Source organism: Pigmentiphaga sp. NML030171, from assembly GCF_002188635.1.
GTDB lineage: Bacteria > Pseudomonadota > Gammaproteobacteria > Burkholderiales > Burkholderiaceae_B > Pigmentiphaga > Pigmentiphaga daeguensis.
In genome coordinates, this window is sequence record NZ_NINX01000036.1 from 126,742 (window position 1) to 143,973 (window position 17,232).

At 67.0% G+C, this 17,232-nt stretch carries 23 protein-coding genes and 2 tRNA genes; 14 read left to right on the forward strand and 11 right to left on the reverse strand.

Translation table 11 applies throughout. The features are described 5' to 3' along the window. The first annotated feature begins 5 nt into the window (after nt 1–5). Nucleotides 6–1,685, forward strand: a complete 1,680-nt coding sequence (locus CDO46_RS16985; protein ID WP_087839668.1) for a Na/Pi cotransporter family protein — start codon at nt 6–8, stop codon at nt 1,683–1,685. A 3-nt stretch (nt 1,686–1,688) separates the two neighbouring features. On the opposite strand, the gene CDO46_RS16990 is transcribed toward CDO46_RS16985, so the two are convergent. From CDO46_RS16990 to CDO46_RS17005, 4 genes are read right to left on the reverse strand one after another with little or no spacing between them, the layout of a single operon-like run. Then, on the reverse strand, nt 1,689–2,546 hold the full coding sequence (locus tag CDO46_RS16990; protein ID WP_087839669.1) for a ZIP family metal transporter: 858 nt from the start codon (nt 2,544–2,546) through the stop codon (nt 1,689–1,691). A 55-nt stretch (nt 2,547–2,601) separates the two neighbouring features. Beyond that, entirely contained in the window at nt 2,602–3,228 is a 627-nt protein-coding gene (locus CDO46_RS16995; RefSeq protein WP_254914622.1) for a PIN domain-containing protein, read from the reverse strand. Next, a complete protein-coding gene (locus CDO46_RS17000) occupies nt 3,225–4,100 on the reverse strand; it encodes a dienelactone hydrolase family protein (RefSeq protein ID WP_087839671.1) in 876 nt (291 codons plus the stop codon). Before CDO46_RS17000 ends, CDO46_RS16995 begins: the two co-directional genes overlap by 4 nt. A gap of 41 nt (nt 4,101–4,141) precedes the next feature. Continuing rightward, entirely contained in the window at nt 4,142–5,134 is a 993-nt protein-coding gene (locus CDO46_RS17005) for a GGDEF domain-containing protein (RefSeq protein ID WP_087839672.1), read from the reverse strand. Between the two features lie 78 nt (nt 5,135–5,212). On the opposite strand from CDO46_RS17005, the gene CDO46_RS17010 reads away from it, so the two are divergent. The 3 genes from CDO46_RS17010 (at nt 5,213) to CDO46_RS17020 (ending at nt 6,799) form a co-directional block, all read left to right on the forward strand. Next, nucleotides 5,213–5,653 carry a hypothetical protein gene (locus tag CDO46_RS17010; protein ID WP_087839673.1) on the forward strand — a complete coding sequence of 147 codons (441 nt, stop codon included), beginning with the start codon at nt 5,213–5,215 and terminating at the stop codon, nt 5,651–5,653. 64 nt (nt 5,654–5,717) lie between these two features. Then, nucleotides 5,718–6,188: a hypothetical protein gene (locus CDO46_RS17015; RefSeq protein WP_087839674.1), complete on the forward strand. Its 471-nt coding sequence runs from the start codon at nt 5,718–5,720 to the stop codon at nt 6,186–6,188. 107 nt (nt 6,189–6,295) lie between these two features. Next, nucleotides 6,296–6,799 (forward strand): DUF6496 domain-containing protein, encoded by a 504-nt coding sequence (locus tag CDO46_RS17020; RefSeq protein ID WP_087839675.1) that lies wholly within the window; start codon nt 6,296–6,298, stop codon nt 6,797–6,799. A 5-nt stretch (nt 6,800–6,804) separates the two neighbouring features. Here the strand turns inward: CDO46_RS17020 and CDO46_RS17025 are convergent, their stop codons facing one another. Continuing rightward, nucleotides 6,805–7,119: a hypothetical protein gene (locus CDO46_RS17025; RefSeq protein ID WP_132979339.1), complete on the reverse strand. Its 315-nt coding sequence runs from the start codon at nt 7,117–7,119 to the stop codon at nt 6,805–6,807. A 197-nt stretch (nt 7,120–7,316) separates the two neighbouring features. Here CDO46_RS17025 and CDO46_RS17030 point away from each other — a divergent pair, with 197 nt between their 5' ends. Continuing rightward, the gene (locus tag CDO46_RS17030; protein ID WP_087839677.1) at nt 7,317–7,553 is read left to right on the forward strand and encodes a hypothetical protein; all 237 of its coding nucleotides are present in this window, start codon (nt 7,317–7,319) and stop codon (nt 7,551–7,553) included. A 25-nt stretch (nt 7,554–7,578) separates the two neighbouring features. On the opposite strand, the gene CDO46_RS17035 is transcribed toward CDO46_RS17030, so the two are convergent. Further along, nucleotides 7,579–8,070: a CinA family protein gene (locus CDO46_RS17035; RefSeq protein WP_087839678.1), complete on the reverse strand. Its 492-nt coding sequence runs from the start codon at nt 8,068–8,070 to the stop codon at nt 7,579–7,581. Nucleotides 8,071–8,312: 242 nt separating this feature from the next. Here CDO46_RS17035 and CDO46_RS17040 point away from each other — a divergent pair, with 242 nt between their 5' ends. Beyond that, nucleotides 8,313–8,567, forward strand: a complete 255-nt coding sequence (locus CDO46_RS17040) for a KGG domain-containing protein (RefSeq protein WP_087839679.1) — start codon at nt 8,313–8,315, stop codon at nt 8,565–8,567. A 43-nt stretch (nt 8,568–8,610) separates the two neighbouring features. Here CDO46_RS17040 and CDO46_RS17045 read toward each other — a convergent pair whose 3' ends face one another. After that, nucleotides 8,611–9,042, reverse strand: a complete 432-nt coding sequence (locus CDO46_RS17045) for a CBS domain-containing protein (RefSeq protein WP_165963080.1) — start codon at nt 9,040–9,042, stop codon at nt 8,611–8,613. A gap of 156 nt (nt 9,043–9,198) precedes the next feature. On the opposite strand from CDO46_RS17045, the gene CDO46_RS17050 reads away from it, so the two are divergent. Together CDO46_RS17050 and CDO46_RS17055 are read left to right on the forward strand one after the other, a co-directional pair. Then, the gene (locus CDO46_RS17050) at nt 9,199–9,486 is read left to right on the forward strand and encodes a hypothetical protein (protein WP_087839681.1); all 288 of its coding nucleotides are present in this window, start codon (nt 9,199–9,201) and stop codon (nt 9,484–9,486) included. A gap of 87 nt (nt 9,487–9,573) precedes the next feature. Then, a tRNA-His gene (locus tag CDO46_RS17055) sits at nt 9,574–9,649 on the forward strand. Between the two features lie 182 nt (nt 9,650–9,831). Here CDO46_RS17055 and CDO46_RS17060 read toward each other — a convergent pair. Next, a complete protein-coding gene (locus CDO46_RS17060) occupies nt 9,832–10,035 on the reverse strand; it encodes a cold-shock protein (RefSeq protein ID WP_087780849.1) in 204 nt (67 codons plus the stop codon). A gap of 613 nt (nt 10,036–10,648) precedes the next feature. Here CDO46_RS17060 and CDO46_RS17065 point away from each other — a divergent pair. After that, nucleotides 10,649–10,894, forward strand: coding sequence for a hypothetical protein (locus CDO46_RS17065; protein ID WP_087839682.1), 246 nt, complete (start codon nt 10,649–10,651; stop codon nt 10,892–10,894). A gap of 103 nt (nt 10,895–10,997) precedes the next feature. On the opposite strand, the gene CDO46_RS17070 is transcribed toward CDO46_RS17065, so the two are convergent. Beyond that, the gene (locus tag CDO46_RS17070) at nt 10,998–11,258 is read right to left on the reverse strand and encodes a hypothetical protein (RefSeq protein WP_087839683.1); all 261 of its coding nucleotides are present in this window, start codon (nt 11,256–11,258) and stop codon (nt 10,998–11,000) included. Between the two features lie 156 nt (nt 11,259–11,414). Here CDO46_RS17070 and CDO46_RS17075 point away from each other — a divergent pair, with 156 nt between their 5' ends. From CDO46_RS17075 to CDO46_RS17085, 3 genes are read left to right on the forward strand one after another with little or no spacing between them, the layout of a single operon-like run. Beyond that, entirely contained in the window at nt 11,415–12,956 is a 1,542-nt protein-coding gene (locus CDO46_RS17075; RefSeq protein WP_087839684.1) for an alpha-amylase family glycosyl hydrolase, read from the forward strand. Continuing rightward, complete coding sequence (locus CDO46_RS17080; RefSeq protein WP_087839685.1) at nt 12,953–14,575, forward strand: alpha-amylase family protein; 1,623 nt, start codon at nt 12,953–12,955, stop codon at nt 14,573–14,575. Before CDO46_RS17075 ends, CDO46_RS17080 begins: the two co-directional genes overlap by 4 nt. Before the next feature lie 22 nt (nt 14,576–14,597). Next, nucleotides 14,598–14,972 (forward strand): sensory rhodopsin transducer, encoded by a 375-nt coding sequence (locus tag CDO46_RS17085; RefSeq protein WP_087839686.1) that lies wholly within the window; start codon nt 14,598–14,600, stop codon nt 14,970–14,972. A 6-nt stretch (nt 14,973–14,978) separates the two neighbouring features. Here the strand turns inward: CDO46_RS17085 and CDO46_RS17090 are convergent, their stop codons facing one another. Together CDO46_RS17090 and CDO46_RS17095 are read right to left on the reverse strand one after the other, a co-directional pair. Further along, a complete protein-coding gene (locus CDO46_RS17090) occupies nt 14,979–15,458 on the reverse strand; it encodes a DUF421 domain-containing protein (RefSeq protein ID WP_243724433.1) in 480 nt (159 codons plus the stop codon). A gap of 78 nt (nt 15,459–15,536) precedes the next feature. Further along, nucleotides 15,537–15,613 (reverse strand) — tRNA-Arg (locus CDO46_RS17095). Between the two features lie 134 nt (nt 15,614–15,747). Here CDO46_RS17095 and CDO46_RS17100 point away from each other — a divergent pair. Together CDO46_RS17100 and CDO46_RS17105 are read left to right on the forward strand one after the other, a co-directional pair. After that, nucleotides 15,748–16,521 (forward strand): ABC transporter ATP-binding protein, encoded by a 774-nt coding sequence (locus CDO46_RS17100; RefSeq protein WP_165963081.1) that lies wholly within the window; start codon nt 15,748–15,750, stop codon nt 16,519–16,521. Then, a complete protein-coding gene (locus CDO46_RS17105; protein ID WP_087839688.1) occupies nt 16,518–17,231 on the forward strand; it encodes an ABC transporter ATP-binding protein in 714 nt (237 codons plus the stop codon). Before CDO46_RS17100 ends, CDO46_RS17105 begins: the two co-directional genes overlap by 4 nt. The last annotated feature ends 1 nt before the right edge of the window (nt 17,232 follow it).

Consider the following 17,232-nt stretch of genomic DNA (forward strand, 5'->3'; position numbering starts at 1 on the left):
ACGTCATGAACGCCTATCTCACGCTCTTCGACATCGCCGGTTTCGTCGCCCTGCTGCTGTGGGGCGTGCACATGGTGCAGACCGGCATCCAGCGGGCCTTCGGTCCGCGCCTGCGCACCACGCTGGGCGTGGCGCTGGGCAATCGCATATACGCCTTCTTCGCCGGACTTGGCGTGACGGCCATCCTGCAAAGCAGCACGGCCACCGGCCTGATCGTGGCGGGTTTCGCCGCCAACGGCCTGGTGGGCCTGGTGCCCGCGCTGGCCGCCATGCTGGGCGCCAACGTCGGCACCACCCTCATCGTGCAGGTGCTGTCGTTCGACATCTCCCGCATCGCTCCCATCCTGGTGCTGATAGGCGTGGCCATGTTCCGCCGCGGCAACGCCACGCACGTGCGCGACCTGGGACGGGTCTTCATCGGCCTGGGCCTGCTGCTGCTGTCCCTGCACCTGCTGCTTGCGCAGCTCGAACCCTATCGCGACCTGCCCGCCTTGCGCTCGGCCTTGAAGGCGCTGTCGGGCCAGCCCGGGATGGCGATCCTGCTGGCCGCCGTGCTGGCCTGGGCCGCGCACTCCAGCGTGGCCATCGTGGTGCTGGTCATGTCCTTCTCGGCCCAGCGGCTCCTGCCGGTGGACGTCGCCTTCGCGCTGGTGCTGGGCGCCAACCTGGGCACGGCCATCAACCCGCTGCTGGAAGGCTCCGCCAAGGACGACCCCCAGGCCCGCCGGCTGCCGCTGGGCAACCTGCTGAACCGCGTGGTGGGGGTGCTGATCGGCCTGGCCATGCTGCACCACATCCATCCCTGGATGACCCAGCTGGCGGGCGACAACGCGCGCGCCGTGGCCAACTTCCACACGGTCTTCAACCTGGCGCTGGCAGTCCTATTCCTGCCGCTGCTCACCCCTTACGCCGCGCTGCTGCGCCGGTGGCTGCCGTCCAACCCCGCCGCCGACCCGGGGCAGCCCCGGTACCTGGACGCCGCCGCGCGCGACCTGCCCGTGGTCGCGCTGGGCAACGCGGCGCGGGAAGCGCTGCGCATGGCGGACACCCTGCAGACCATGCTGCACCACTCGCGCCAGGCGCTTGCCACGGGCGATCGCAAGCGCATCGCCGAGGCGCGGCGCCTGGACGACGTGCTCGATCGCCTGAACGGCGCGATCAAGACCTACGTCGCGGGCCTGGACCCCGACGAACTGACGCGCGAAGACCGGCGCCGGGCCGACGAGATCCTGACCTTCATCATCAACCTGGAACATGCCGGCGACGTCGTGGACAAGAACCTGCTCAACGACATCAGCAAGCTGACCAAGCGGGGACTTGCCTTCTCGCCCGAGGGGCGGCGCGAGCTCGACGACATGCATGGACGATTGGAGGCGAACCTGCGCCTGGCCGCCTCGCTGTTCGTGACGGCCGACGCCCGCGCCGCGCGGCTGCTGGCCGCCGAGAAGGAGACCTTCCGCGGCATGGAAGGCCAGGCAACGCAAACCCATTTCGAACGCCTGCGCAGCGGCCGGATCGACACCACGGAAACCAGCGCCCTGCACCTGGACGTGCTGCGCGACCTGCGCCGCATCAACAGCCATCTCGTGGCATCGGCCGCCTATGCCGCGCCCGAGGTCCTGAGCGCGTCAGGCACCGGCCCCATTGCAACCGGCACCCCCGAGACCGCCGGCACGCCGGAATGAACCTCAGTGGGCGGACGGCGGGGGCGGAGAAACGGGATCGGCCGCGGTGACCGCCGGAGCGGCCTGCCCGTGCTCCGGCCCGTGGGCATGGCGGTGGAACACCGAGTTGACGGCATAGATCGCCAGTACGCCGGCCGCGATCAGCACGAATTGCGGCAGGCTCTCGCGCACTGTGGTGCGGCGCTGCATCTGCGGCATCAGGTCCGCCACCGCGATATATAGGAAACTGCTGGCCGCAAGCGTCAGCACGTAGGGGACCCATTGCCGGGAATCGGCCAGCAGGTAGTAGCCGACCAATCCGCCGGCGATGGCGGTCATGCTCGACAGCACGTTGAACAGCAAGGCTTTCTTGCGCGTGAAACCGGCGTTGACCAGCACGATGAAATCGCCCAGCTCCTGCGGAATCTCGTGCGCGGCGATGGTCAGCGTGGTCAGCACCCCCAGCATGGGATCGGCCAGGAAGGCGGCGGCGATGACGATGCCGTCGCAGAAATTGTGCAGCCCGTCGCCCACCAGCACGGCCATCCCGCCGCGTCCGGCCTCGTGGGCATCGTGCCCGGGAGGATGCCCGTGCCCGTCGTGCTCGTGGTGGTGGTTGTGGCGCAGCACCGCCAGCTTCTCGAGCATGAAGAAACCCAGCAACCCCGCCAGCAGCAGCGCGAACAGCACGCGCGTGTCGGCCTCGGAATCGAAAGCCTCGGGCAGCGTGTGGAGCAGCGCCACCGACAGCATGACGCCGACCGAAAAGCTGATCATCTGGTGAAGAAAGCGGGCGAAATACCGGAAGGCCAGCCAGCCGGCGACGACCACCGACAGGACTCCGCTCGCCAGGGTGGCGAGCAGGATGAAGGTTAGGGTCACGGGATGCTCGTGAAACTCAGTTGCAGAAACAGAAGTATACGTAACTTCCGGAGTTTTACGAATCGATGTCGTCAGCCAGCAGCCGCGCGGTGCGGAACAGGCGTTCGCGCCTCAGGATGGCGGCCGGAGACTCGTCCCGGCCCAAGGTCCGGGCATACTCCGGCAGGCGCCGCAGCGCGGCCGCCAAGGAAACCCTGTCCTGGTCCACCCAGGCCGCCAATTGCCGGTCCGGATCCCTGACGGACACATCCAGGCGGCGCAGTTCCGAGCGATTGAAATCCTTCAGGTTCCAGGTCAGCACGCACACCTCGGGGCGCACGAGCCGGGCGCTCCGGGCACGGCTCGCCAGCCCCGCCGCGACCACGTGCCGGTCTTTCGGATCGCTGTAGTGCAGGCCCACCTCGTAGGCCGAGACATCGCCGGCGTTCGCCTCGGGAAAGCGGCGCCCCATGGACGCCCATTCTTCTTCCAGCACCGCCGGCTCGACCTCCCAGATCCGGGCCGCGTTGCGCCGCCACTCCTGCCCGATGCGCTCGCTCCAGACCGGCCGGAACCAGCCGATCTGGGCCAGGTCCAGCAACAACGGCCGCAGGATGCTGGACATCAGCACGCAGGCATCCAGGACCAGCCACAGCGGCGGGTGGTCCGCGGCCGGCCCGGGTATCGGGGGAAACGCGTTCACAGATGCCGCGCGAACCAGTCCTGGGCCAGCCGCCATCCTTCCTTGGCATCGGCCTCGCGGTAACTTGGCCGGTAATCGGCGTGGAATCCGTGGGGCGCGTCGCGGAACAGCACGAAACTCGACTCGCGAGCGGCCGGACCGCCCTTGGCCAGGGCATCCTTCATGGCATTGATGGAAGTCGGCGGAATGCCCGCATCCTGGCCTCCATACAGGCCCAGCACCGGTGCCTTCACCTGCGCGGCGATGTCGACGGGATTGAGCGGCTGCAAGGCCGTGGGATCGCCGACGAGCTTTCCGTACCAGGCCACGCCGGCCTTCACCGCCGGATTGTGGGCGGCATACAGCCAGACGATGCGGCCGCCCCAGCAGAAACCGGTCACGCCCAGCCGCGTACGGCTGCCGCCATGCGTGGCGGCCCAGCGCGCGGTGGCGTCGAGATCGGCCAGGACCTGGTCGTCGGGCACCTTGCTGACCACTTCGGCGGACAACCTGGCGATCTCGGTGTACTTGGACGGATCGCCCTGGCGCGCGTACAGCTCGGGCGCGACCGCCAGGTAGCCGGCCTTGGCCCAGCGGCGGCAGACGTCGCGGATGTATTCATGCACACCGAAGATTTCCTGCACCACGAGCACCACCGGCGCGTTCTTCTTGCCGGCCGGCGCCGCCCGGTAGGCGGGGATCTCGCCGCCGCGCACGGGAATCCTGACCTCGCCCGCGACCAGTCCGTCCGTGCCGGTGCGGATTGCCGTCTGCGCCATGACCGGCCCCGCGGCCAACGTGAAACCGCCGGCCAGCGTGGTGGTGAGGAAGCCGCGCCGGTTCAGGCTGAGCGGCGGCAGGAGACTGTCGAATTCGGTACCCGGGCTGTCCATGGAACCCTCCTTGGGGACACGGCGGTTGACGAAGAAACGATTCAGCCCGGCGGAGGTTCGACCGTGTTTCGGCCCCGTTCCTTGGCGCGCTCCAGTGCCGCCTGCGCCCTGGAAAACGTCGCCTCGAAATCCCCCTGTGCCCGGACCACGCCGGCCGACAGGGTGATCTGCGTGCCCAGGCTGCCCCGCAGCGCGAACTGGCGTCCGCCGACGTGCAGGCGCAGGCGTTCGCACATGGCGAGCGTTTCCGCCAGCGAAGCCGGAACCAGCACGGCGAAGCGGTCGCCGGCCACCCGCGCCAGCATGTCGAGCGAGGGCAGCAGATTCCTTGTCAGATCGGCCAACTGGCGCAGGATAGCATCGCCCGCGGCGCGGCCCAACGCCTGGTTCAGGCGGTCGAAACGGTCGATGTCGATCAGCGCCAGGCACAGGGGTTCGCCATCGCGCTCGGCGCGTGCCATCTCGGCGGGGTAGGCCGTGGCCATCCATCGACGGTTGTAGAGCCCGGTGACGGCATCGTGACTGGCCATGAAGTCGATGCCGGCAGAAGCCTCGCGCGGATCGTGGCGCAGATTGGCCGCCCGCAGCCGCGCGCTCAGCATGTCCAGCGCGTTCAGCGCGATGCGCGGCACCGTTTCCATCACCGCGCGCAGCCGCGTTGCCTCCAGCGCCACCAGCCGGGCGGGCCACTGCGCGGCCACGTACACGGTACCGCCTTCGGGACCGACCAGCGCATGCTCGCCCAGGCCGTCGCCGGGAACGAAGCGCGCCACCCGCTTCTGCAGGTCGGCGTCCAGGAAGGCGGCCAGTTGCCCTTCCACCAGCACATAGACATGGTGATTGGGCTCGCCCGGCTGCAACAGGATCGCGCCGTGGGCGAGGTGGGTGGCGAAGGCGAACTCCCGGACCCGGTCGCGCTGGTCCGGCGTGCAGCCGGCGAACAGCGGCGAGCGGGCCAGGGCATCCAGGTCCTCGGCGGTCAGGTCGCCGGGCGAGCCGTCTGGAGGAAGATGGGAGGGAATATGGCCGGTCATCCCCCGTTTATCGGCATCGAGGCGGGCAAATTGAGTTCGCCCTACAGTTCCGCCGGCCTGCGTCCGATAAGAGATTCCATGAGCCCGCGAACCTTCCTTTCCCGTCCTTTCGCCCCCCCGCCGACCCGCCGCGCGCTGCGCGCAGGATGCCGGCTGCTGGCCGCGTGGGTCCTGCTGGCGGCGGCCGGCTGCGACTACCTGGGCCTGCAGCCCGTCTCGCAGATCGAGGCCAGGAAGGACTCCGAGGGGCGCGCCATCGGCGGGGCCTGCCGCCAGGCCGGCCGCGCGCTGGAAGACTGCTACACGTTCAATCCGCACATGTCCAAGGCCGCGATCTTCACCGGCTGGAAGGAAATGAACGACTACATGCTGCAGAACAGTCTGACGGAAGTCCGCCCCGAGGTCGCGCCGGTGCTGCCCGCCGGCCGCGCCAGGGCCGACGCGGCACCGGCGGGCACTCCCATGGCCAGCCCGCCCGGCAAGCCGGCGGCACGCGCGACCGTTTACACTACGCCCTAAGGCCGTCCCGACGCGGACGAGCGCCTTCCGGGAAACGCCTCATTTCCCGTCCACAGGACATTTCATGTATCGCCGCTTGTCGCTTCTCGTCCTTGCGCTGGTCACCCTGCACGCCTGCTCCAAGTCCCCTCCGGACCCCCTGCCCTCCGCCGTGCCGTCGGCCACGGCCGACGGACCGCCTCGCTACGACGCCGAACTGGTCTACGTCGACTTCGCCGCCCGGGATCCGCGCGCCCTGGAAAAATACAGCAAGGGCCCCTTCATCGTGACGGGACGGCTGCAGAAGGTCCACATCGTCGGCACCGGCGAACTGCAACTCGATCTGAAGGCGGCCGACCCGGCCCATCCGGTGCGGGTCCTGCTGAAGTCCGACCCCGCCTGCGACGGCGGGCGCGACTGTCCGGAGCAGGTGGCGCTGGACACGCTGCCGCGCGGTTTCAAGGTCTACCTGGAATGCGAGCGGGCCACGCTGGAAAACGGCACGCCCACCGTGGCCGGATGCGTGTTGACGGGAGCGCCGGGCCGCATGGGCTAGGGCCTGTTCCCGCTAAAAGGAGGCTCGCACAGGCCGGGCATGGCCCCCAGGCGGGCTCCGTAGGCACGGGGGTTGCTGCCCGAAGGCTTTCCGCAAGGAGAGCCATCATGCCTGAACGCAAGACGATCGAGAAAGCGAAGCAGGACAAGCGCCAGGGCAAATCCGCATCGACCCAGGCCGGCGAATTCGTCAAGGAACAGATCCATCACGTGCGCGAAGGTCGGCACGGCGTGCGGTCGACCAAGCAGGCCATCGCCATCGGCCTGTCGGAAGCCCGCCGCTCCGGCGTGGACCTGCCCGCGCCCAAGCCCGGCCGCGCCAGCGCAAAGACCCGCGCCAAGGCCGAACAGGACGTGCGCAAGGGCGACGAAACGCCGCACAAGAAGTCGGCCACGCGCTCACGGGCGACCAAGACCGCGCTGAAACGGGAAGGCAAGTCGGGGGCGTCGAAGAGCGCCCTGGCCGCTCACGCCAAGACGGCAGCCAAGCGCCGCAGCGCGGCGGACAGGTCGGCCGCTGCCAAGAAAGCGGCACGCACCAAGGGCGCGGCCGGACGCTCGGCGGCCGCCAAGAAGGCCGCCCGCACCCGGGCGGCCAACCGGCATGCCTGAGCGGGTCAGTGCAGTCGCACCACCTTGCGGGAGATGACCTCGGCGCACTCGTCGCTGTCCGACGATTGGAACAGTCGATGGACGACAAACTCGGCACCGGGGTCGACCCCTAGGGCTTCGGCGGCGGCACGCCGCACTTCGGGGCTGGGGTTGCAGCAATAGACGCCGGCCTTTTCGGCCGCGGCCGCGGGTTCGGCGCCCAGGTTGGTCAGCCACTCGCGGTCTTCGTTGAGCGCACACCAACGCGGTTCGCCGGCCGGGTCAGTGGCCGCTACGACAAAACACACCAGCTTCTTACGATCAATCACCATTGTTGCCATGAATACGGCCCTCCAGCGTGCGCCCATCGTAGACCAACCGGGCCTCGATGTCAGCGCCACCATACTGGGATATCTACCTATCCCGAGGTTGGCGAAAACCCTTGTTGAAACACCCGGATCGGGGAACCGTTAACATGCCGGTTGGACTCGACCCGAGCCTTGCAAATTCCCCAGAACATGCCGCAAAAGGAGCCATCGTGACCGACCCTGAATTCATGAAGGGACAACTCACCGCCTTGCAGAACGTCGTAAGCATGCTGATTTCGGCCCATCCGAATGCCGAGCAGTTGCGCCAAGTGATGCAGGCCATCGCGCAACAGGTGGAACCCACACTGAACGAAGCGCACCCCTCGTTCAAGAAAGGCTGGCAGAACGTCATCGCCACGCTTTGCCAGACCGAGGAAACCGGATCCGATACGACCGGACAGCACTGACCGGCGCCACGGCGGCCGCGCCACCTCAGGTGCGCGCCGCGAGGTCCGCATAGTAGGGCAGGCGCTCCAGCGCGTGGCGGGCCGCCCGTTCCCGGACGGCGTTGCGCCCCCCCGGAAAACGGCGCGTTTCGCTGTACACCGCGATCTTCCCTTCCCCTCCCCGGAACACCCACGCGTAGCACTGGGTACCGGCGGCCACCCCATCGCCCCCGCCATCGGCCACGCCCGTGTTGGCGATCGCCACGTTGGCCCGGCTGCGCGCCAGCGCGCCCCTGCCCATGGCCCGCGCCACGTGCTCGCTGGTCAGGTTGTACGTCCGCAGGATACGTTCGGGCACCCCCAGGGCATGCCGCTTGGCATCGGGCGAATACACCACGAAGGCGCAATCGAGCAGCGCACCGGCCCCCTCCACGTCGGCCAGCATCGCGGCGATCAGCCCCGCCGTGCAGGATTCGGCCGTGGCAAGCAGCAGCTTGCGCTCACGCATCTCGCGCGCGATGTCTTCGATGGTCCGCATGCGGCTCTCCGGCATTCCGATGCCACGCTCCAGCACGTGGCGTACCCGGGCGCGCCCGTCACGCCGGCCCCGATGGCCGCATGCATAAAACTCCAGCGCCACATGTAAATCCTGCGAACCTGCGCCGTGCCTCCCCCGCCCCGGCCCGCCACGGGCCTCCTGCGCTGCCCCGCCAAGCTGGCACGAGGCTTGCGACCTCGCGGTCTCGTCAGCCGAACCATTCCCTAATCTTGGAGAACCTCATGCCTACGCTTACGAGCCCCAAGCGCCCTCGAGGCTTTGCCGCCATGGACCCACAGAAACAGCGGGCCATTTCCGCCGAAGGGGGACGCGCCGCCCACCAGTCTGGCAATGCGCACGAATTCAATTCGGAAGAAGCCCGAGCCGCGGGAGCCTTGAGCCACGCTCACAGGCGGCGCCGCGCGGCGGAAGCGCAGGCCCAGGCTCAAAGCCCTTCAAAGGAGGATGCGGTACAGACGAGCCCCGGAAGCTCGTGACTCCCCGCCCCGGCCGTCCGGCCGGGGCTTCCCCTGCTCGTTCCTAGCGAAACAACTCCCCCGTCGCACGCGCGGGCTCGGAGATTCCCGCCAGCGTATCGTCCGTCCCTCCCGCCCGCGTGGCCAGGTCCCCCAGCGAGACCACGCCCACCAGTTCGTTGTTCGATCCCAGGATAGGCAGGCGGCGTATCTGTTCATCCCGCATCTTGGCCTTGACCGTCTCGGCGTCCTCGTCCGCATAGCACCAGCTCACGTGCGGCGTCATGGCCTCCCTGACCCGTGTCGATACCGGCGCGCCGGCCGCGATGCAACGCACCGCGATGTCCCGGTCGGTCACGACGCCCACCAGGCGGCGGCCGTCGCATACGGGCACCGAGCCGATGTCCAGGTCGGCCATCAATTGCGCTGCGCGCTGGATGGGTTCATCGGCGGACAAAAAGGCGACGTCGCGGGTCATGATTTCTGCGATCTGCATGGTTGCTCTCCTGAAAAAAATGCCGCGGATGCGGCGTACCCTGGGCGAGCAACCCCCGTTCCCATGACGGCCACGACGGCCCCTGCGCGGACCTCTTGATTTCGCCACGATTTTCAGCGGATACTGTACATACATACAGTAACGTGTGCGAGAACCATGTATACCGTCACCTTGCAAGACTACCCCCAACTGCCCGAGGAACTCCGGCTCCAGGCCGAACGCCGCTACGCCCGCACGCTGGAAAAGGCACTGGGCGGCATCGAAGGCCTCGCCGCCGCCTACAAGGCCTGGAGCTGGGCCGAGGAATCCGCGGACGACATCTCGGAAGAGGAACGCTCGCTGGCGCTGCGCTGGCAGCGCGCGGCCGTCAAGGCGGCCCAGGAAGGCTTCTCGGCCTTGGGCGAAACCGACTCCGCCTACTTCGAAGTCCGGCTGGAACGCTAGCGGCCTGGGCGATTCGCGTAATCGCCAGAAATTCGCTAGAATAGCGGTCTCGCTTGATCGGCCTCGATCAGCGCAGCGTTTCAAGTGGTGGCTGTAGCTCAGTTGGTAGAGTCCCGGATTGTGATTCCGGTTGTCGTGGGTTCGAGTCCCATCAGCCACCCCACCCGCATTCAGTACCAGCAGGTACCCCGCGCGCCAAGGCGCGGCATCGATCCCCAGGCCAGCGCCTTCGGGGATTTTTTATTGCCCGCGCGCATGGTCCGTCAACCGCCGCGGCTTCGGCAGCATAAACAAAACGCCCCTGCATGGCAGGGGCGTTTCGTCTGGCTGGCCAGGGAAGACGGCTTACAGGACCCGGATCTTGGAAGCCTGGGGGCCCTTCGGACCCTGCACGGCCTCGAAGCTCACCTTCTGGTTTTCGTACAGCGTCTTGCGGCCTTCGGCCTGGATTTCCGAAAAGTGGGCGAACAAGTCCTTCCCCCCATCATCCGGCATGATGAACCCGTACCCCTTGTCGTCGTTGAACCATTTAACGATGCCTGTCGCCATGATGCATTTCCTTCTTTGAATATGTGCGTACCGCGATAATCACTTAACCGGAATCAAGAACGGGGGCGTGCCCAAATGGAAAGCCGACTTGCCGACCCAACCGAGTAGAACCCTAGCCTGACACCTGGAAAATGACTATGCGGGGCATCGTCGGCTTAGTCAACTCGTTTTCGTTTCCTTCGGATACAAGCATATTGCCGGGCATGTGGCGTTTATATGAATTTTTTCTTTGCCCATATATCCCTGCTTAAATGCGGGGATATACCCCTCTCGTGGCGGATTCCTAGGAATAGCGCGGCACATCGGCAACAAAGTGGACAAAATCAACTAAATTTGCCAGGGTTAACGCTTAGATTTCACGAAATCAATCCCCCAAACCTATCGTTTTCCCGAATGAGGTAAATACCTACAACAAAAATGGCGGCGCGCATTTGCGCACGAGAAAAAATTACAAGCGCAGCACCCAATAATTACATGCAAGCGCCTCTCCCATAATCCTTGCCGCGGACCTTCCCAACGCGGAACAGGAATTGCGGTTAAACCGGGGCGGTGTATCGAACCCACCGCCGGCGGGCATTCCGCCACCCCGCATCCATAATCAAGGAGTAGGCCCATGAATCAGCAGAAGCAACCGTCCTCCGGCCAACAGACACAGGCCGGCCAGCGTAGCCAGAATCCGCAGCAAAGCCAGCAGCAGACGGGCAACCAGCAAGGACAGAAGGGGACGTCCTCGCCACACCCCGACATGCAGCAGGGCCAGCAGCGCGGACAGGGCCAGCAGCAGCAACAGCAACAACAGCAGCGGTCGCAGACCGGCCAGCAGCAAAAGCCCGGTCAGCAACAGAAATCCGGCCAATGAGAGGCAATACGATCAGACGAGGCGTCGTGGCCGGCCAGGGCCCAGCCCTGGCCGGCGCGTCCATGGAACGAGCCGGAAGAAGCCGCAGGCAGCGGCCGTGGCGCTACTTTCCTTTTTCGAGCTTGTCGATGTAGCGCCTGGCGGCCTTTTCGGCATATCGATGGGCTTCGAATTCGGTGCCGAACACCTGGTCGTCGCCCAGGTGCTGGTCGGGAGGAACGGGGTGGTATTGCGATCCCGGGTCCAGCGATATCGTGGCGACACCCTCGAACAGCGACGTCATGCCTTCCCGGGGATGATTGACCGCGCGCGCAACGGTACGGATGTAATAACCCTTGTAGTGCTCTCCTGCGCCTTCTGACATAGAAGTCTCCTGCAGACGGTACACCCATGAGGCAATGCCACGGCGGAGAAAGTTCAACCGCCGCCCGCCTAGGGTACCCACCTGCCTTCCGGATTTCCCTTGGGAATATCACTTGCTGGACCACTCGCCCCGACAAGGACAAGGCCGGCAAACCGCATGAATGGCACGCGCTCCGATGAAGCCTGGTGGAAAAATGCAGTCGTGTACCAGATATATCCCCGTTCGTTCGCCGATGCCAACGGCGACGGCGTGGGAGACATTCCCGGCATGCTCGCCCACCTGGACCACGTCCGCGACCTGGGCGCAGACGCGGTATGGGTGTCGCCGATATTCCGCTCGCCCATGGCGGATGCCGGCTACGACATCAGCGACTACTGCGACATCGATCCCTTGTTCGGCACGCTGGGCGATGCGCAGCGGCTGATCGACGAAGCCCACGCGCGGGGCCTGCGCCTGCTGCTCGATTTCGTGCCCAACCATACCTCCGACCAGCATCCCTGGTTTCTGGACTCCCGCTCGTCACGGGCCAGCCCGCGGCGCGACTGGTACATCTGGCGCGACGAACCGAACGACTGGCGGGCGGCGCTGGGCGCGGGCAGCGCCTGGACCTGGGACGAGAAAAGCGGCCAGTACTACCTGCATTTCTTCCTGCCCCAGCAGCCCGACCTGAATTGGCGCAATCCCGAGGTGGTGGAAGCCATGCACGGTGTGCTGCGCTTCTGGCTGGACCGCGGCGTCGATGGCTTTCGCATAGACGTGGCCCATTGCACCGGCAAGGATCCGACCTTCGCCGACCATCCACGCTGCCTGGCCGGCGAGCCGCTGGCAGATTTCAACGACCAGCCCTACAGCCACGAGGTGCTGCGCGGCATACGGCGGCTGGTGGACAGCTATCCCGGCGAGCGCATCCTGGTCGGCGAGGTGAACATCCGCTCGACCGCCAGCGTCGTCCAGTACTACGGTGCCGGGGACGAACTGCACATGTCGTTCAACTTCCCGCCGCTGGATGCGCCCTGGGATCCGGTCGTCTTCCGTACCTGCATCCGCGAGGTCGATGCCCTGCTGCGGCCGGCCGATGCCTGGCCGACCTGGGTGCTGTCCAACCATGACAACGTCCGCCATCGCAGCCGCTACGGCGGCTCGCTGCGCCGGGCGCGCGCGGCGGCGATCCTGCTGCTGTCGCTGCGCGGCACTCCATTCCTGTTCCAGGGCGAGGAACTTGGCCTGGAAGACGCCCTCGTCGATCCGCAGCGGCAGGTCGACCCGGGCGGCAGGGATGGCTGCCGCGCGCCCATCCCCTGGACGGCGGCGCCGCCCCATGGCTGGGAAGGCGCTCCCCCGTGGCTGCCCTTCCCGCCCGACCCCGCGTCGCACTCGGCGCAACGGCAATGGGCCGACCCCGGCTCCATTCTCCATCTTTACCGGCAGGCGCTGGCGGTGCGTAAGGCCAGCCCCGCACTGCGGCTGGGCGACTGGGAAGAAATCGACTCCCCGCCGGAGGTCCTGGCATTCCGGCGCCGCCGGGGCGACGACGTCCGCCTGGTCTGCGTGAACTTCGCCGCACAGCCGAGGCGCTTCCATCCCCCGGGGGACTGGCGCATCGCGCTGTGCAGCGACGGCCAGGCGCCGGGCTCGCGCTTTCGCGGGGAGTTGGCGGGCGAACACGCCGTGGTGCTGGAACCGGGAGCTGAGACATGATGCCGCTCTGGTATCGAAACGCCATCATCTACCAGGTCGATCCCAGCCTGTTCCGCGACGCCAACGGCGATGGCCGTGGCGACCTCGAAGGCATCTCGGAGCGGCTGGAGTACCTGCGCGGCCTGGGCGTGACCTGCCTGTGGCTGACCCCCTTCTATGCCTCGCCGTTCCGCGACGGCGGCTACGACGTCATCGACCATCTGGCGGTCGACCCGCGCTTCGGCGCGCTACCCGACTTCGTCGCCCTGATGGCCAAGGCCGAGGAGCTGGGGCTGCGCGTGATCATCGACCTGGTGGTGCACCATACGTCCGACCGCCACCCCTGGTTCCAGGCTGCCCGCCGGGACCGGACGTCGCGCTATCGCGGCTACTACGTCTGGGCCGATACCCCCGAGCCCACCGAAGAGAAACCCATCTTCCCCACCGTCGAGGACAGCGTCTGGACCTGGGACGAACAGGCGGGCCAGTACTACAAGCACATCTTCTATTCGCACGAACCGGACCTCGACCTCGGCAATCCCGACGTGCGGCACGAAGTCGAGCGGATCATGGATTTCTGGCTGCGGCTTGGCGTCTCGGGCTTCCGCGTGGACGCCGCCTCGCACATGATAGACAGCGCCCGCTCGCCCGATCCCGCCGACGACGGCTTCTGGCTGCTGGACGACATGCGCCGCTTCGTCTCCCGGCGGCGGGCCGATGCCGTGCTGCTGGGAGAAGTGGACGTGCCTCCCCGGCAGTACGTCGACTACTTCGGCCGGGGCGACCGGCTGACGCTGGTGCTCAATTTCTGGCTCAACAATTACCTCTACCTGGCACTGGCGCGCGGGAAGGCCGAGCCGCTGGTGCGAGCCCTGGCCGGACAGCCCGTCCCGCCCGAAGGCGCGCAATACGCGCTCTGGCTGCGCAATCACGATGAACTGGACCTGGAACGCCTGAGCGAGGACGAACGGCGGGAAGTCATGGACTGCTTCGCCCCCGATCCCGACATGCGCATCTATCATCGCGGCATCCGGCGGCGGCTTCCCCCCATGCTGGGCGGCGACAAGCGGCGGCTGGCGCTGGTGCACGCGCTGCTGTTCTCGCTGCCGGGCACGCCCATCCTGCGCTATGGCGAGGAGATCGGCATGGGCGACGACCTGTCGCTGCCCGAGCGGCTGGCGGTGCGCACCGCCATGCAATGGTCGGACGAACCCGGTGCCGGCTTTTCCGCCGCGCGCCCCGAGCGGCTGGCGGTGCCGCTGATCGACTCGGACCCCTACGGCTACCGGCACGTCAATGTCTACGCGCAATCGCTGGACGAGGACTCGCTGCTGACCCGTACCGGCAAGATGATCCGCGCCCGCCTGGGCATGCGGGAAATAGGCGCCGGCCACTGCCGCCCTGCCTCCATCGAATGTCCCCAGGTGCTGGCGCTGCGGCACGAACTCGACGGCGTGGCGGTCCTGACGCTGGCCAACCTCGGGCCGGAGGAGGTGCAGTTCACTCTGCACGACACCGACTGCCAGCACATGACGGACGTCATGGCCGACGGCCCCTACGACGCCCCATCGGGCCACCCGGTCCGGCTGCGGCTGCGAGGCTACGGATATCGCTGGCTGCGGCCGCGCGTTTCGCTGTAATCCCCGTTTCGGAGACCTGCACATGCAAGCCCTGGGCAAACGCCGCTGGATCATCGCCGAAGGCTATCTGCCGCCTTCCGGGGACGACCGCACTCGCCAGACCGCCAGCCATGAAACCGCCTGCATCCTGAACACGGGCGACGCTCCCGCCCAGGTGCGCCTGACGGTGTATTTTTCGGACCGCGAGCCTGCCGGCCCCTACCGCGTCCTCGTGCCTGCGCGGCGCACGCTGCATCTTCGGTTCAACGACCTGCGCGACCCCGAACCGATACCGCTGGACACCGACTACGCCAGCGTCATCGAATCGGACGTGCCCATCGTGGTGCAGCACACCCGCCTGGATTCCCGCCAGGCCGCCCTCGCCCTGATGACGACGATGGCCTACGGCGCGGACTGACGCCCGTCATTTCCGCTTGATGACACTGACGTTGCCGTCGGCCTCCAGATACAGGGCCTTCACGTCGTCGATCGATTCGATGCCCTGCTGCCGGTACTTCGCCTCGAGCTCCTCGTCGGTGATCGACTGCCGCCGCATGTTGTCGCGCAGCTTCCTGCCGTTGCGTATCAGCATGACCTTCTCCGGATCGACGAACCGGCGCACCGGCGGAAAATGGAACGCCAGGCGGTCCAGGGCCATGTTCCAGGCGACCAGCGTGATCACGAGCAGCGCCGCGTCGGTCACGCTCTTGCCGTCGCCGGCCATGCCGTTCTGCGCCGCGTCGGCCACGATCACGATCAGCAGGATGTCCGCGATGCCCATCGAACCGACGTCGCGGCGGACGACGAACCGGAACAACAGGAACAACAGCCAATACATGACCGTGCCGCGGACCAGGGTCTCGAGCGGCGGAATGGAAAAGGCGAAGATTCCAGGCCAGTCCAAGGCGCGTCTCCCGTAGTCGTGACGGGAAGCGGTTCGCAAGAAGCGGGCCTGACGGAGGGAAAGGAAAGATGCGTGGATTGGCGCGGCGGACAGGAATCGAACCCGTAACCCCAGGCTTAGAAGGCCTGTGCTCTATCCAATTGAGCTACCGCCGCCCCGGAGCGCGCAAGTTTACCACCAGGCCGCCCCTCCCCCGTCCGGCGGTTCCGGGCAAACACCTAGGCCCCCAAGAGAAGGATTTGCGACACAATGCAGCAGGCGCATGCGGCATAGCCTGACACAGGAAACCATGAGCGACCTCATCCTCGAAACCCGGGACCTCAGCAAGGCCTTCAAGGGATTCGTCGCGGTCAAGGATGTGAACCTGCGCGTGGCGCGGGGCAGCATCCATGCCCTCATCGGCCCCAACGGCGCCGGCAAGACCACCTGCTTCAACCTGCTCACGAAGTTCCTGACGCCCACCTCCGGGCGTATTTTTTTCAACGGCACCGACATCACCGGCGAGGCGCCGGCCCAGGTCGCGCGGCGCGGCATCATCCGGTCGTTCCAGATCTCCGCCATCTTCCCGCACCTGACCGCCCTGGAGAACGTCCGCATCGGGCTGCAGCGGCGCGAAGGCGGCACCTTCCGGTTCTGGCGCAGCGTCTCGCTGCTGGACCGCCTGAATCCCCGCGCCATGGAACTGCTGGACGAGGTGGGGCTGGCCGAATTCGCCGGCACGCCGGCGGTGGAACTGCCCTACGGGCGCAAGCGCGCCCTGGAAATCGCCACCACCCTGGCCATGGAGCCCGAACTGATGCTGCTGGACGAACCCACGCAGGGCATGGGCCACGAGGACGTGGACCGCGTCACCCAGCTGATCAGGAAGGTCGGGGCGGGCCGCACCATCCTGATGGTGGAACACAACATGAAGGTCGTGTCTTCCATCGCCAGCACCATCACGGTCCTGGCGCGCGGCATGGTGCTGGCCGAGGGCCCCTACGACGCCGTGTCCCGCAACCCCGAAGTGATGCAGGCCTACATGGGCACGGTGGACGGCGAACTGCAGGGAGCCCACGCATGAACGGTCCGGCGCTGGAAATCCGGAACCTGCATGCCTGGTACGGAGAATCGCACATCCTGCACGGCGTGGACCTGGACGTGGCGCGCGGCGAAGTCGTCACGCTGCTGGGCCGCAACGGCGCGGGCCGCACCACCACGCTGCGCGCCATCCTGGGCCTGACCGGCGCGCGCCGCGGATCGGTGCGCATAGGCGGCGTGGAATCCATAGGCATGCCCACCCACCGCATCGCCCACCTGGGCGTGGGCTACTGCCCCGAGGAGCGCGGCATCTTCGCCTCGCTGTCCTGCGAGGAAAACCTGATGCTGCCCCCTCCCCTGCGCGGCACCGGCGAACGGGCCATGTCGGTCGAGGAAATCTACGAGATGTTCCCCAACCTGCGCGAGCGCCGGCATTCCCCCGGCACACGGCTGTCCGGCGGCGAGCAGCAGATGCTGGCGGTGGCCCGGATACTGCGCACGGGCGCCGACCTCCTGCTGCTGGACGAGATCTCGGAGGGGCTGGCGCCCGTCATCGTGCAGGCCCTGGCACGCATGATCCGGGCCCTGAAAGCGCGCAACTACACCATCGTCATGGTGGAACAGAATTTCCGCTTCGCCGCGCCGCTGGCCGACCGCTTCTACGTGATGGAACACGGCCGCGTGATCGAAGCCTTCGCATCGTCGGACCTGGCCGCCAAGCAGGACACCCTGCACGAACTGCTTGGCGTATGAG

Coding starts and splice junctions, on each gene's coding strand:
- CDO46_RS17080 (WP_087839685.1), top strand. CDS start 12,953: ATGATGCCGCTCTGGTATCGAAACGCCATCATCTACCAGGTCGATCCC.
- CDO46_RS17040 (WP_087839679.1), top strand. CDS start 8,313: ATGCCTACGCTTACGAGCCCCAAGCGCCCTCGAGGCTTTGCCGCCATG.
- CDO46_RS17000 (WP_087839671.1), bottom strand. CDS start 4,100: ATGGACAGCCCGGGTACCGAATTCGACAGTCTCCTGCCGCCGCTCAGC.
- CDO46_RS17025 (WP_132979339.1), bottom strand. CDS start 7,119: ATGGCAACAATGGTGATTGATCGTAAGAAGCTGGTGTGTTTTGTCGTA.
- CDO46_RS17020 (WP_087839675.1), top strand. CDS start 6,296: ATGCCTGAACGCAAGACGATCGAGAAAGCGAAGCAGGACAAGCGCCAG.
- CDO46_RS17015 (WP_087839674.1), top strand. CDS start 5,718: ATGTATCGCCGCTTGTCGCTTCTCGTCCTTGCGCTGGTCACCCTGCAC.
- CDO46_RS17045 (WP_165963080.1), bottom strand. CDS start 9,042: ATGCAGATCGCAGAAATCATGACCCGCGACGTCGCCTTTTTGTCCGCC.
- CDO46_RS17100 (WP_165963081.1), top strand. CDS start 15,748: ATGAGCGACCTCATCCTCGAAACCCGGGACCTCAGCAAGGCCTTCAAG.
- CDO46_RS17060 (WP_087780849.1), bottom strand. CDS start 10,035: ATGGCGACAGGCATCGTTAAATGGTTCAACGACGACAAGGGGTACGGG.
- CDO46_RS17105 (WP_087839688.1), top strand. CDS start 16,518: ATGAACGGTCCGGCGCTGGAAATCCGGAACCTGCATGCCTGGTACGGA.
- CDO46_RS17010 (WP_087839673.1), top strand. CDS start 5,213: ATGAGCCCGCGAACCTTCCTTTCCCGTCCTTTCGCCCCCCCGCCGACC.
- CDO46_RS17035 (WP_087839678.1), bottom strand. CDS start 8,070: ATGCGGACCATCGAAGACATCGCGCGCGAGATGCGTGAGCGCAAGCTG.
- CDO46_RS17065 (WP_087839682.1), top strand. CDS start 10,649: ATGAATCAGCAGAAGCAACCGTCCTCCGGCCAACAGACACAGGCCGGC.
- CDO46_RS17085 (WP_087839686.1), top strand. CDS start 14,598: ATGCAAGCCCTGGGCAAACGCCGCTGGATCATCGCCGAAGGCTATCTG.
- CDO46_RS17075 (WP_087839684.1), top strand. CDS start 11,415: ATGAATGGCACGCGCTCCGATGAAGCCTGGTGGAAAAATGCAGTCGTG.
- CDO46_RS17070 (WP_087839683.1), bottom strand. CDS start 11,258: ATGTCAGAAGGCGCAGGAGAGCACTACAAGGGTTATTACATCCGTACC.
- CDO46_RS17005 (WP_087839672.1), bottom strand. CDS start 5,134: ATGACCGGCCATATTCCCTCCCATCTTCCTCCAGACGGCTCGCCCGGC.
- CDO46_RS16985 (WP_087839668.1), top strand. CDS start 6: ATGAACGCCTATCTCACGCTCTTCGACATCGCCGGTTTCGTCGCCCTG.
- CDO46_RS17050 (WP_087839681.1), top strand. CDS start 9,199: ATGTATACCGTCACCTTGCAAGACTACCCCCAACTGCCCGAGGAACTC.